Origin of the sequence: Nonomuraea cavernae, assembly GCF_014646355.1 — a bacterium.
Classification (GTDB): domain Bacteria; phylum Actinomycetota; class Actinomycetes; order Streptosporangiales; family Streptosporangiaceae; genus Nonomuraea; species Nonomuraea cavernae.
In genome coordinates, this window is sequence record NZ_BMNH01000036.1 from 52,371 (window position 1) to 65,946 (window position 13,576).

Genomic DNA, 13,576 nt, shown 5'->3' on the forward strand with positions numbered 1-13,576 from the left:
GAGTCATGATTCGCCGAGCACTTACACGATCATCTAGATTCATTTTATTATGATACCAGGGTTCAGTCGGCGCATCATGCGATCATAATCGCTCATAGGAACCGGGCTGCTACTAAATCTTGGATCATAGACATACTTTCCATCTGTGTATACCACATGGAAAACATATTCTTCGACGCTCTTTCCTCCAGCCTCGGGCGTCTGCAACATAGATCCCATTTTCGGCTCATAGCGTTTGAGTCTGCCTTCTCCTCCGGCCACCTCTAGAAGATCCTCCGCTATCTCGTCGCAATCCATATTCGGGTGGCAAACGCGCTTCATTGCTTCAGTAACATCCGAACGTGGCGGATGCAGCTTGTTTGGCGCCCTCATACCGAAGAGCCCTGGTCGAACCTCACCCATCAGCAGGTCGGTGCCCATACAGTATGCGGCATCAAGCGACCTGGTCTGCCAGTCGGCGGAGTTGCATGGGTCGTAATGCCAGAAATCTCGTCCAGAGTTGAAGGCATCGGTATTCGGATTCCAAAACAAAGGATTGACCGAGCAGTCCTCTATTATCCGACCTTCAAGACTCATAGATGTAGTGCAAGTGTTTCCAGCGAGATCGTTGAGACCTGTGATAAATCCAGCCATCCAATCCAGAGGGTTATCCCAGAAATCGTCAGGCGTTTCTTTTGGCGCTTCGTTCGGTCCATCGGCCGTGTTGTCGTCCGGATTATTGATTGGCGCTACACCTGAATCAGTTCCATCGTCTGGGTCAAAGCTGTACGAATAGGGGTCGACAATCTGGCTAATATGAATCGTTATAGGTTCGACTGGTTCTTCTCTCTTGCGCTTCCCGGGATCCCCGGACTGCTTCTTGGGGTCCCTGGGCTCCTTGGGCTCTCGTTTCTTTTTGTCTCCCGGGTTGTTGGGATTACTAGTTTGCTTCTTCTGGGCAGGGCCGTTATTGGTTGGACCGTTGTTGTTTTTGGCTGGGCTACGAGACTCAGATCTTGCAGTCTTGCTGACTGTGCCGGAATCACCCCTCCCTGGAATGCCGCTGCAGGCGGGTGGATTATAGTTGGGGTCATCCCAACGCATGGGGTCGTTGTTATAATAATCTACGTTTCGGCAGGGCTCGTGGCCGTTCAAGTCTAGGTAGACGAGCGGGTTGGCGTTGCCGTAGGTGTAACGGTTGGCTTGAACCGATGGCCGGGGGCGGAGAGTCCAAGTGTCCCGTGACGCAAAGCTGCCTGTGCCGGGTTGGTACCAGCGGGCGTGCATGTTGACCTTGCCGGTGTCCGGGTCGGTGTATTCGCCTTGGTAGCCCAGCTTGGTCGGGGCGCCGGTCTGCGCGGTGACGGCTCCGAAGGGGTCGTAGGCGGTGGTGGTGGCCAGCGCGGTGGAGCTGAAGGTGGCGACCAGGTCTCCGTGCAGGTCGGTCATGGTGGCGAGGGCGGGGTTGGTGCCTTCCTGCTGGCCGAGCAGGGCACCGGACGGGTCGCGGCCGTATCTGGCTTGGACGCCGGCGCTGGTGTCGGTGATGGTGGCCAGGTCATTGTCGAGCCCGGAGTAGGCGAAGGTCTGGTGGGTGGTGCCGCGGATGCGGGAGGTGAGGCGGTCGAGGGCGTCGTAGCTGTAGAGGCTGTCGCCGTCGGCGATCAGCCGGTCGAAGGCGTCGAAGGTCAGCGCGGTGGTGGTGCCGTTCTTGGTCTCGCTGGCCAGGGTGCCGCGCGCGGTGTAGGAGTAGGTGCTGCCGTCGCCGCTGGTGAGGCGGTTGCGTTCATCGTAGGTGTAGGTCTTGGCGTCGGCCTTGGTGCGGTTGCCGGAGGCGTCCCATTCGTAGGCGGTGACCGTTCCGCCGGGGGCGGTCCAGGAGGTGAGGCGGCCGGCGTGGTCGTAGGCGTAGGTGTTGGTGCCGGCTCCGGCGGTGCCTGCGGTGGTCTTGGTGGTGAGGTTGTCGTCCTTGTCCCACCCGTAGGTGACCTTCGCCAGCTGCGCGCCGGTGTTCCGCTTGAGGGTGTGGGTTTCCAGCCGGTCCATCGCGTCGTAGGTGAAGGCCTGGCTGTCGGTGGCCGTGGCGCCGACCGCCGCGTTCATGGAGGTCAGGCGGTTGGCGGCGTCGTAGCCGTAGGTCAGTTTACGGCCGGTGACCGGATCCGTGGCGGTCGCGAGCCGGTTGGCGTTGTCCCAGGTGAACGCGGCCGTGCCGGCGGCGTCGATGCGTTGGGTGGGGCTGCCGAGCGCGTCGTAGGCGTAGCTGGTCTGCACCGCGCTGCCGCGCGTGATGCTGAGCGGCAGACTGCGGTCGTTGTAGTCGACGGCCAGATCCCCGATGGTTGTCGCTCGTCCGGCCAGGTCGTAGCCGAAGGTCCGCTCGGCGGTGGTGGCGGTGCCTCCGGCGCCGGTTTCGGCGGTGAGGCGGCCGAGGTGGTCGAAGGTGCGGTCGATGCGCACCCCGCCCGGCTGTAGCTCGGCCACTGGGTTGCCTGCCTGGTCGTAGACGGCGGTCCAGGTGCGGTCGGCCGGGTCGGGGTGGGTGGTGGTGGCTGGTTCGGTCACCGTCTCGGCCAGGCCGAGGCTGTTGTAGCCGGTCCAGGTGGCATTGCCGCGGCCGTCGGTTAAGCGGGTGCGGGCGCCGGTGGCGTCGTAGCCGAAGGCGGTGGTGATCGACTGGCCGGTGGAGACCGGCTCGACCAACGAGGTGACCCGGCCCAGGGCGTCGAAGGCCTGGGTGGTGACGTGGCCTTCGGGCGAGGTCGCGCTGATCGGGTTACCGGCCGGGTCGTAGCCCGTGCTGGTGGTGCGCAGCACGGTGCTGGAGGCGTTCAGGTCCTTGACGGCGGTCTTGCGGCCGGCCAGGTCGTATTCGGCGCTGGTGGCGTTGCCGAGCGGGTCGGTGACCTTGACGAGGCGTCCGGCCAGGTCGTAGGCCAGCGTGGTGGTGTTGGTGGCCGGGTCGGTCAGTGCGGTGGTCTCACCGGCGGCGTTGACCGTGTAGTTGGTGGTCTTATTGCCCGGCGCCACCGTCTTGGTCAGATACCCGGCGTTGTTGTAGGTCAGCGTCGTGGTGTAGGCGGTCGCGCTCGGCTTGCGCTCGACCACAGTTTCGGTGATCTTCCGGCCCAGGTCGTCGAAGGTGACCTCGGCCCGCGCGCCGGTCGGGTCCACGCCGGCCAGCTGCTCACCGACCAGGTCGTACTCGGCCACCCAACGACCGGCCGTCTGACCGGATGGGGCCGGGTCGGTGACGCGCACCTGACGGCCGAGCTGGTCATATTCGAAGGTACTGGTGTTGCCGCGCGGGTCGGTGGAGGAGATCAGTTGCCCGGCCGGATCGTAGGCGTGCGAGGTGGTGGGGGTGACGGCGGTGCCGCCGGGCGGGGTGTAGCTGGGGGCGCTCTTGCTGGTCAGCCGCCCGGCCTTGTCGAAGACCGAGGTGACCGTGCGGCCTTCGGCGTCGGTCTCATGGGTTTGGGCGCCGAAGGTGTCGTAGCCATATCGGGCCGATGGTCGTGCGGTATTTGCCGTGCCGGCCTTGTCGACCTGCACTTCGGGTGCGGTCACTTCCACCAGGCGGCCGAGCAGGTCGTAGCGCATGGTTGTGGTGAAGTCCGCCGGGTCGGCCCCGCTGGTGTTACCGCGTGGGTCGGTGGAGGCGGTGACCAGGCCGCGGTCGTCGTAGGTGGAGGTGGAGACGAGATCCTCGGCGCCGTTCTCCACCATGGTCCGGGTGACTTGGTTGACCTTGTTGTAGGCGTAGTCGGTGACCTCCGTGCGCGTGGCCCCGGCGCCGGTGCGCGTGCTCCTAATGACGTTGCCGTTGGCGTCGTAGACGTACGCGGTCTTGCGGTCCAGCACGCCGGGGTCGAACGTCTGGGAGGTGAGCTGGCCGACCGCGTCGTAGACGAACTGCGTGGTCGCTGTGCCGCCGCCGGTCACGAGCTTGGTCTGGTTGCCCGCCGCGTCATAGGTGTGGTCCTCCAGTACGACGTCCTTGGTGGTGGCCGAGCCGTTCAGCTTGACCTCGTCGGCGATCTTCGCGGCGAGCAGGTTGTCGGTGAAGTAGGTGTAGGAGGTCTTGCGGCCCATGGCGTCCACCCGGGCGGCCAGCCGACCGGCCGGGTCGTAGGCGAAAGACTCCAACACCACATCGGCTGGCGCCTGCAGGTTCACCGGGCTGCCGGTCCAGCCTTTCAACGTGCGCGTCGCCAACTCGCCGCGCGCGCTGTATCCGTGCTCCACGACCGTGCCCCGGGCATCGGTCACCCTGGACAGCTGGCCAAGGCTGTTCCACTGCTGCTGGACGACGCCGCCCTCCGCGCCGGTGATCGTGGCTAACCGGCCCAGGCCGTCGTAGGTGTAGGCGGTGACCCGCTCGGCATCCCCGCCGGTCAGGTCGGAGATCTTCTCGCTGAGCTTGTTGCCGTCCGCGTCGTAGGCCAGCGTAGTGCGCTTGGTGTGTGTGACGTCGGAGACCTCGTTTTCCACCCCGGGCTCGGTCTGGGCCAGCAGGCGACCGAGCGCGTCGTAGGTGAATGTGGTCGTCACTCCGTTTGGGTGCGCCTGAGACACCTGGCTCGTGCTGGTCAGCCGGCCGAGCGGGTCGTAGGCCAGCCGGACTACCAGGCCCGCCGGGTCGATCTGTTCGGCCAGGTCGCCGGCTGCGGAGTACCGGTAGGTCCACGTGTTTCCCCGCGCGTCGGTCTGCGACGCGACCAGACCTGCGAGGGTGGTCCCGCCGCCGATGGCCGCTTCGCTGCCATCGGTGTAGGCCAGGGCGATCGAGCGGCCGTTGGGGAAATCGGGCGTTGCCGGGATGGTCTGCTTGGTCTGCTCACCGTAGGTGTTGTACTCCCAGGTGGTGGCATAAATGTTGCTGGTCTCGTCGGGGGAGCGGGCATCACGGAAGGCCAGCAGTTTGTCATTGCGGGGGTCGAGGTCGTCGTCCTCGTTGAGGTGGTAGCTGCTGTAGACGTACTGGCAGTTGTTGGCCTGGCGGCATGTTTTGCCCTTGATGCGGTTGCCGCGCTTGTCGTTCCACCGGCGAAACACGTTGCCGTTGGGGTCGGTCTGCTTGGTGGAAAAACCGCCGGTGTCGTACTCGAAGCGGGTCTCCGCCGAGAGCTGGTCCTTGACGGACACCAGTCGCGCGTTGCGTAGCCCGTCGAAGGCGTAGTCCAGTGTGCCGCCGCGCGGATCGGTCAGCCTGATGGTGTCGAGCCGCTCCACCCAGTCGATGTCGGGCTCGCCGAGCTGCCAGGTGCCGCCATGCTCGTCGGCGTGCGTCACAAGCCGGTCGGTGGCCTGGTGGTAGGTGTTCGTGGCCCAGATCCGGCCGGATGCCAGCGTGATCTGTGACAGCTTGTTGCTGGCCTTGGCCCGGGCGGCCCAGTGGGATTGCACCTCGGCGTCGGTGAGCGGCTTGCCGTAGAGCGCGAACTCGTCGATGCTTCCCTTGAACGCGAAGGCGCCGGATGCGGTCTGCCCGCCGGGAACGTCCGACCACGAGCTGCCACGGTCGCCGCTGCCCACATAGGCGTGGGCGAACTCGTCGTCAAGGAGTGTCCCGTTCAGCTCGCCGACCACCTGACCGTCGAGGTAGAGCTTCTGTTTGGCGTCACCTACGGTGAGCACCACGTGGTGCCACTGGTCGTCATTGACGGGGTCAGCCGAGGTGATCGGCGTGTACCCGGCACCGCTTACGTTGCCCAGCTGCCCCCGTAATTTGCCGTCCGTTCCGACATACAGCACCGGGTAGGGCGCGCCGAACTGGTAACCAGCGAAACCGGCCGAGAAGATGATGCCGTTCTGCGTGGTCTTGATCCAGCCCTCGATCGAGACCTGACCCCGCCGGCGGTCCAGCATGGCCCAGGGCAGGCTCATGGTGGACTTGGTGAAGCCCGCCGCGGTGTCGGCGGTGCCCTCCAGCACGCCCGGCCGGCCGACCGTCACGTTGGTGTAGACGCCGACGCCGCCCTCACTGCCCAGGTTGGCGGCCGGCTCATACTGCGCATCGCCCAGCCGCCAATACCCCACCGGTTCCGAATCGAGCACCAGGCCCTTGTAGCGAGAGCCGTCCCCATAGCTGTAGGTGGTGCAGTTCGGCGCCGCCACCGGGCTACACACCGAGGTCAGGTTGTCGCCGGTGTAGCTGTAGGTCCAGGTGCGGGCCGTGCCGTCGACCGGGTCGGTGGACACCGTGGCCACCCGCGAGCCGTTCCAGGTGAAGTGCAGCGCCCGCCCGCCGGCATTGGTCACCGTGCCGAACGTGCCGTCGGCGTTGTAGGCCAGCGTCTGTGCTCGCCCCCGGTTGTCCTCGATCTTGAGAAGCCGGCCCGCCGCGTTGAAGACATACATCATGGCCGAGGTGTTCTTCAGGCGCCACCCGCCGCCGTCCACGTCCGTCAGCACGTCCTTCATCCCTGGCGGCGGCTGATAGCCGCCATCGCCTCTGGCCGCGAAGCGCACCCGGCGGCCGCTGGCATAGGTGACCAGCAACCCGGTGACCGTCGACCCGGACCGCTCGGCGACCACGTTCATATCCCAGGAGCTCGACCAGCCGGCACCGAAGATCCCGCTGGTCCGCGTGTCCATGCTGTTGTAGGTGCGCACCACCGATAGGGCCGGGCCGGGCCCGTGCACCTGCGCGTCCATCATGGTGGTGGTGTAGTTACCGCTGACCAGCGAGAATTCCTCCCCCTCGCTGAGCCGCTCGCCCAGATGCGCGCCGTTGAACGGCTGACGTGCCCCCGTGGCGATCACCTGCTTGTCGCTGACAACGGCACTACCGGCGTCCGGGTCAGCCACGCGGACCCACCACTCGTACTGCTTGCCCCACTCCATCGTGGCTGCCGGTACCTGCCAGGTGGTCTGCCCCAGCTTGGCGCCGGAGTTCCAGCACGGCGGCGCCGGCGGCGCCGGAAAGGTGACGCCGTCGCTCTCCTCCGGCTTCTCACAGAGGTTGAAGGTGAACCGCAAATTGGCCGACGTCCCACCGCCCAGCTTCGTCGCCCGCACCATCAGCAACGGCGTCACGCCACCCACCAGCGAACCCGAGTCGGGATACACATCATCGATAATCGGGCCCGCGGCCAGCGTCGCCTGATCCGCCTGCTCGGCACGCCGGACACCACCCGGCAACTCCGCCTCATCCGATTCCGGCTCAGACTGTAACGCTGTGCGCGGCCACGCACCCTCGTCCCGTGGCAGAGCGCCCGGCACTGGCGCATCGCCCGCTGTCTCCAGTTCTGCCGCTGCGGCAGACATAGCTTCTTGACCGGACAAGACGCCTGCCGACCCCCGTTGCTGCTTCGGGGTGGCCACAGCGCCCTGTTCGGCGCTCACCTCCCCGACCGTCCCCATCCGCGCCGACGCCGACGCCGGAACGACCACGAGAGAAAGAAGCCCTGGCAGGCACGTGATCAGAAGGAGTGCTGATCGAAAGATAAGGGCAGACGAAAAGAACCGGCGCACGCCGTCACGCTCCGAACCACAACGAGGGACACCCTGAGGGATGCCGAACGTCGCTCCACCCCACCCGGCAGGAATCCTGACTCGTGCGGCTCTGGAGCACTGATCAAAACGCACGAAGCGTAACTTCCACATGATCAGCCAACAAGAGCTACTTTTGCGATCAACAAGACACGGAATGTGATGTACCGGATAAGAGGGATTAGAAGCCACAGACGGGACGTAAGTGCACCAGCACCGAGACCCCGTCCCACCCTTGTCGACGCGCTCGATTCCGCCACGGACGGGGAAGCCGGGGGCCCGGCCTATGCGAACTCGATCGGTCCTTCAAATAATGATCGTTTTTTGAAGACCCGCCGGTGTCGATTCCTGTAGTCCTCTGCACAGAGGGGCTGCACCCTCACTCGACGCTTAGGCGGACGAAGAGTTCTTCGAACCGCCTGAGAGTCTCCTCATCAATTTGGGCGAGGAACTCGCTTAGGTTCTCAGTTAGTCGGTGGGCTGGAATCGAGTGATCGAAGTCGTCGCCGCGAACGCTCGTGATTCGCCGCAGGATCGGCTCGTTGGTCGCAGACAGGTCCGACTCGCTGATTGGGGGATGGCCAGCCAGGGCGTACAACCATAGGTAGTCCTTGACCGTGAACAGGTCCTCAATGTCGGCGGTCGCCGGGAGGCCGTCCAGCTCCCCAAGCGCGACAATCTTGCGTGGTTCGATCCCCACAGCCTCTGCAGCTGCCCGCACCCTCTTGACCGCACCCTTGGTCTCCGCGCCATCGACGAGTGCACGTACGTCCAACCGGCGTCCCATCAGAGCAACGTAGGCAGGCATGTTGCCGACACCGCCGACAGGGATGATGGACAGCCGCGGATCCAGCCCAGTCCGTCCCAGGCCGCGCAGGTAGGTCGACAGCTGGAGGAGGAAAACGAAGTCGCTGCTGCCCTCCACGGCAAGATGGGGGCCGGCGCCCAGGAACAGGTGCTGGGCCACGGAGTACCCCAGAGCGGCTTCAACGGGCAGGATCGTTGTGCGGTCGGCCGACAGATCCACCGACGTGATCACAACTCCCAGATCGGGTTCCTCGCGGGTCGCCCGGTCGTGGATGGCGCGCATCGTCTCGTACCGCGTCGGATCGATCATGTGCTGCGAATGCGTGGTGTACACCACCTGCTGGTGACTGCCGAGCTCCTTGAAGATGTAGGTCAGGAAATCACCCTGGGCTTCGCCGTGCAGACTGGTTCCCGGCTCATCGAGCAGGACTACGATCCGCTCGTTTGACCCCTGATAGGTACTGAAGGCGGCCAAGAAGGAGAAGAACCATTGGAAGCCGGAGGAACGCGTGGAGAAGTTGGTGTCCACGTCATGCCGCGCGTCATACAGATTGATCTTCAGGAACCGGTGCCGGATTTCATATCCCTCCGCCGTGTGATCCACAACTGGCATGTCGGTGTCAAACCGTACCGACAGTGAGGGGTTCTGCTTCCAGTAGCACATCACCTGGCCGGTGAGGTCAGAGCTGGCCGCTTGCAGTTCGGCCGTGCGGCTGGTGTAGTCCTCGTCCAGGAACCCCTTGGGCTCTTCGCCGGCCAAGCGCAGCAGGGCGATCATCGTGTCGTCGCCCTGGCGCCGCTCTCCAGATTCGACCCGAGCGGCTAGATCGTTCAGGTCGCACTCCCCCTGGAGTTGCTCGTAAGCGGAGAAGTAGAAGAACTGCGGCATCAGTTTCAGCAGCTGGTCCTGCTGTTCGTTGGGCAGTTCGGCGTCCAGCAGTGGCGTGTACTTTTTGAGACCGGCGGGGATCTTCTTGATCGCCGCCGCCCGAGCCGCATGCCCGTCTTGGGCCAACTGGGCTGCTAGATCTTTGGCGGCGGAGGTGGGGTCCTCACTGTGCAGCAATCCCGCTAGGTCTTCCTGCTCGATCCCGGCCTCGTCGGCGATGGTGGACAGAACTCCGGCTTGCGAGCACGCCACCGCGAGAGTCAGGGCGCCGTCGTAGTACCGGGTCATGGTGACGACCGCCTCGACCGGAGGCGCGAACCCCAGGATCTGGGTGACCGCATCCATGTCCGTGGGCTCGATCGCAAACCGGGCGCTGATCGGTGCTACCTCATTCAAGTCCTTGGTCCGACGGTGGCGGGAGAAAGAACGGCGCGGATACTCGGTGGTGAGCTTGAAATCGGAGTCTTCGAAGCGGTTGGCAGGATTCAGCCGGTGCAGCGCCTGCAAGACCGTCGTCTTTCCCGACTCGTTCTTCCCGATCAGCGCGGTGACCGCAGAGTCGGCCGCCATTGTCTGCGGGTGGGTGAAGTTGCGGAACCACTGGACCGTGACGTCGAGGAGAAGCATCTGGCAAGAACCTACTATCGAAGCGCGCCGTTGTGAGGTCACCACGTTACTCAGTGGCACCGACAGTTTCGACTTGTATGAACAGGCACAGACAGGCCACGGGGCCCATGCTTTTACACATCACTCACTTCGTGACGCTCTACGCCACCTTCCTACACGAGCTGTGCAGACGACTACGGGAATCAGTGCGGAGGACTCCGGGAACCGACAGTCGGACCGGGCCGCCAAAGCCCCTTAGATTCTTCAAAAACTCGTTCAACAACCTCGGCGGTTCAACAACCCCTCAACACCGTTTGTTGAGAGAATGACGGGCGTGACCGACGCCCTGCAACCGCCCGCCGACCCGCTGGCCGCCTTCCCCACCCACCGCAGCGAGATCCGCATCGGCTACGCCCGCGTCTCCACCGCCGGGCAGAACCTCGAACGCCAACTGGATGCCCTCCAGGCGGCCGGGTGCCGACGCGTGTTCGCCGACAAGAAGTCCGGCAAGAGCGCCGAGCGACCCGAGCTGGCGGCCTGCCACGCGTTCCTGAACGAGGGCGACACCCTGGTCGTGCCCTCGCTCGATCGGTACGGCCGCTCCCTGGCCGACCTCATCACCATGGTCAGCGAACTACGCAGGCGCGAGATCGGCTTCATCTCGCTGCACGAGAACCTCGACACCACCACCCCCGGCGGCCGTCTCATCTTCCACGTCTTCGCCGCCCTGGCCGAATTCATCCGCGAGTTCATCGTCGCCGGCACCCGCGACGGCCTGGCCGCCGCCAAGGCCCGAGGCCGCACCGGCGGCCGCCCCACCGTCATCACCCCCGAACTGCTGCGCGCGGCCCGGGACATGCTGCCCAACCCGGAGAACTCGATCACCTCGGTCGCCAAGCTGCTCGGCGTCTCGCCGGGGACGCTGTACAACCACATCCCCGACCTGCGGCAACTCCGCCAAAGCGGGACCGCCCACGAACTCACGGGGACAAAGCTCGCCACCCCGCAAGGATGAGTGCTATCCCGGCGCCGCCAGATTGGCCGCACCGTTTGCGTAGTGGGGTGATCGACGCCCAGCACCCGCTCGCAGTCGGCCAGCGTCGCCTCGTACAGCGGAATGGCCCGGCCCAGATCCCCCCGCCGACTCGTAGATGCTGACGAGATTGTTGCGGGAGGTCCAGGGTAAAGGGGGGCGGTGGTCAAGACGCGCTCCATGGGTTGGTTACGCGTCCGCCTGTCGTACGCCGTACAACGCAATCGTGATCTCCGTCAACGACGTCCCCGAGACGGAGGGATGAACCCATCCGGCCTGGGCCGAGCATCACCCGCCTGGATGCTGAATGGCCGGTGGGCGAGCACTCCCATGCCGCAGCCGTCGCGTGTCTCAGCAGCCGCCGAGCCGTCACGTTGCCACGGACATGGCTCAGGGGCTGTCAGAAGATTGCGTCCTGTAACAGGGCAGAGACCTGCCGCCGTGAGATCAGCCGCAGGCATCGGCGGCAGTTCACCGGTGCCGTCGAGGCGCGCAGTCGTCGTGGGTCCCAACCTGCGATCGCCGTGTGACAGGCCGGTGCGGGGAGCGCTACGTCGTAGCGGTCGACGCTGGTGCCGGCCAGATGGATGGTGTGCGAATTCTCCACTCGTAAGGCGCTGGCCTCCATGCAAGCGATTCTACCAAGGCGATGTCCGCTTCAGGTGTTATTCGAGACGTTCATGTGCATCCGGCATTCCTGTCCCTATCAGTATCCAACTGGGGGTTGATGACAAAATGACAGAACGTCCGGCGATCGCTCTGATCTGGGTCGTTGCCGTCCGATGCAACAGCGCCGGAACCGTGACGAATCTCCTCTGCGGATGACAGAACTCGGATCCTGCCCGTAGTTATGGCAAAGACGAGTGACTGAAAGGAGTTCTGTCACTGTTCTGAAGATCCGTCACCGTTCTGTCTTGCCTTTTTTCCCAGCTGTTTCCGCAGGCCATCGCGACCGCATCGGTTCTGTCAGGGCTATCGGAAGAGAAGGGGGTTGACGGCGTACTTTGGGGAAGGTTTGCGTCCGCCTCGCGAACCGGGGGAGGGCTCCGGAAGCGGACGGATGTAACCGTGCGTGTCCAGCAGTGACAACACCGCGCCTACGGTCGAGGCGTCCTTGAACTTCGCCTGCATCCCCCGGTGGAGATCGCGCCGGCTGAATTGCTGGGCCGTCCTGACGTTCTCGTTCTTGGTCATCCATGCCACGGCGTCCCGGGCGAGTTCGGTGTGCCGGCCTTCCACCATCGCGCCGAAGCAGGCAGCGGCGTGGGCGATGTAATAGCGGGCGATGTCAATGGCCCGCCGCACGGTCTCTTCGACGACGGGCTTGCGGAAGCCGTCGTGGAAATGCTCCGCCAGATGCAGCAGGCCCGCGATGCGGGCGGCGGCGCCGACGAGCTTTCCCGCCCAATCGCGCAGGCTGTCAAGCTCGCCGACGCCCGCTCGGAGCTTGGGCTCGATCTCGTCCTGGAACTCGGCGACGAGCTTGGTGGCGGCCGTGGACAGCGTGAGGATCTGCGGCCGGTCCCACTCGGCGAGACTGATGACCAGGTGCCTCATGTTCTGCTCGTAGGTGTGCCGGACCTCGTCGGGCACGAGGTTTGGTTCGCTCTTGCGGTAGCCGACCGTGTCCTGCGGAAGCGTGTACAGGAAGCGGGCCAGCAGGCCCTGGCCGCGCAGGCGGGGCTTTTGGGCGATGAAGGCGAGCACGGTGGGCTGGATGCACACGGCGATGGTGAGTGCGGGAGATCGCACGTACTCCGACCGTCCGCGACGGTTGACCTTGAGCACGTCACCGGCGTGAGCTTCGAGGAACGGGGTTAGCGCGGGCACCCCGTTGCTGTAGCGGCCGCACACGATATCGAACAGGTCGCCTTCGGCGGACAGGATGGCCAGCCGGCCGCCCTGCTCCGACATGATCGTGGAGCACTCCTCCGGCGTGACGTTCTTGGCGATCAGCTGGACCTCGGGCGGGACGACCGCCTCTTCGAGAGCCAGAGCGGTGGACTCGGCCTCGGCCAGGTCGCTGGCTGAGCCGCTGCGTACCGCCTTGGTTCTGGCCTGCTTGTCGGCCTCCTCCAGTTGCAACCGGAGCAGCGCGGCCTGCCGCGCCGTGGCTCGGCCGGCGAGGACGAGTTGCTCCTCAGCTTGGTAGAGCGGTGCGGTCATGGTCCGGAAGACTGCCGACTTGCGGGTGGCGGGTGGGGCCGCGCAGACGAGGAAGAGGTTGAGCGGCTCGTGCCACCCACCCCTAACCTGGACCACAGCTTTGCCGCCGGCCGCGGTGGACAGCCCGCCCAGGGCGAAGGCCGCGGCGATGTCGGGGGCGGTCTGGGTCTCTTCGGCCACCGCTTTGACGATGTCTGTCAGCCATGTGGGCAGGCAGCCGAGCGGGAACGCGGGCGGTACGAGACGTGAGCCAAGAGGGACGACCTCGTCCCAGGCTTCTTCCTGGCCCAGGGCGGTTGGTGGCTTGCCGCCCGATTTGGTGATGTCCGGGGTCCAGCTCGGCCCGCTGCCGGCGCTCACCCGCCGATTCCCTGGAGCGTGTAGGGCTTGGGCGCCCACACCTCGATGAAGTTGCCGATGGTGCCGCCGGCGGCGAGGTGGTCGGAGGCGTCCTTGCCGTACCCGGCCTGCAGCACGTAGATGGAGCGGGCCACGGTGAGGAGCCCGGCGTTTTCCGGACACGTCCCAAATGAACTATAGAGTCGACTCTATCACGCAACCGCGCGATTATCGAACCATTCATCGAGGACTTCGAGCGG

6 protein-coding genes are annotated in these 13,576 nt (G+C 65.0%); 1 reads left to right on the forward strand and 5 read right to left on the reverse strand.

Annotated features, from left to right (window positions below):
* Nucleotides 1-39: 39 nt before the first annotated feature.
* Complete coding sequence (locus tag IEY82_RS34825) at nt 40-7,329, reverse strand: RHS repeat-associated core domain-containing protein (RefSeq protein WP_189128538.1); 7,290 nt, start codon at nt 7,327-7,329, stop codon at nt 40-42.
* A 526-nt stretch (nt 7,330-7,855) separates the two neighbouring features.
* A complete protein-coding gene (locus IEY82_RS34830; RefSeq protein ID WP_189128539.1) occupies nt 7,856-9,799 on the reverse strand; it encodes an AAA family ATPase in 1,944 nt (647 codons plus the stop codon).
* A 313-nt stretch (nt 9,800-10,112) separates the two neighbouring features.
* Between IEY82_RS34830 and IEY82_RS34835 the strand changes: the two genes are divergently transcribed.
* Nucleotides 10,113-10,793 carry a recombinase family protein gene (locus IEY82_RS34835; RefSeq protein WP_225264263.1) on the forward strand — a complete coding sequence of 227 codons (681 nt, stop codon included), beginning with the start codon at nt 10,113-10,115 and terminating at the stop codon, nt 10,791-10,793.
* A 418-nt stretch (nt 10,794-11,211) separates the two neighbouring features.
* Here the strand turns inward: IEY82_RS34835 and IEY82_RS34840 are convergent, their stop codons facing one another.
* The 3 genes from IEY82_RS34840 to IEY82_RS34850 all read right to left on the reverse strand — a co-directional run bounded on the left by IEY82_RS34840 (nt 11,212) and on the right by IEY82_RS34850 (nt 13,471).
* Nucleotides 11,212-11,439, reverse strand: coding sequence for a hypothetical protein (locus tag IEY82_RS34840; protein ID WP_189128541.1), 228 nt, complete (start codon nt 11,437-11,439; stop codon nt 11,212-11,214).
* A 344-nt stretch (nt 11,440-11,783) separates the two neighbouring features.
* Entirely contained in the window at nt 11,784-13,337 is a 1,554-nt protein-coding gene (locus IEY82_RS34845) for a YfjI family protein (protein WP_189128542.1), read from the reverse strand.
* On the reverse strand, nt 13,334-13,471 hold the full coding sequence (locus IEY82_RS34850; RefSeq protein ID WP_189128543.1) for a hypothetical protein: 138 nt from the start codon (nt 13,469-13,471) through the stop codon (nt 13,334-13,336). The genes IEY82_RS34845 and IEY82_RS34850 overlap by 4 nt, the downstream gene beginning before the upstream one ends.
* Nucleotides 13,472-13,576: the final 105 nt, after the last annotated feature.

Coding starts and splice junctions, on each gene's coding strand:
- IEY82_RS34830 (WP_189128539.1), bottom strand. CDS start 9,799: ATGCTTCTCCTCGACGTCACGGTCCAGTGGTTCCGCAACTTCACCCAC.
- IEY82_RS34840 (WP_189128541.1), bottom strand. CDS start 11,439: ATGGAGGCCAGCGCCTTACGAGTGGAGAATTCGCACACCATCCATCTG.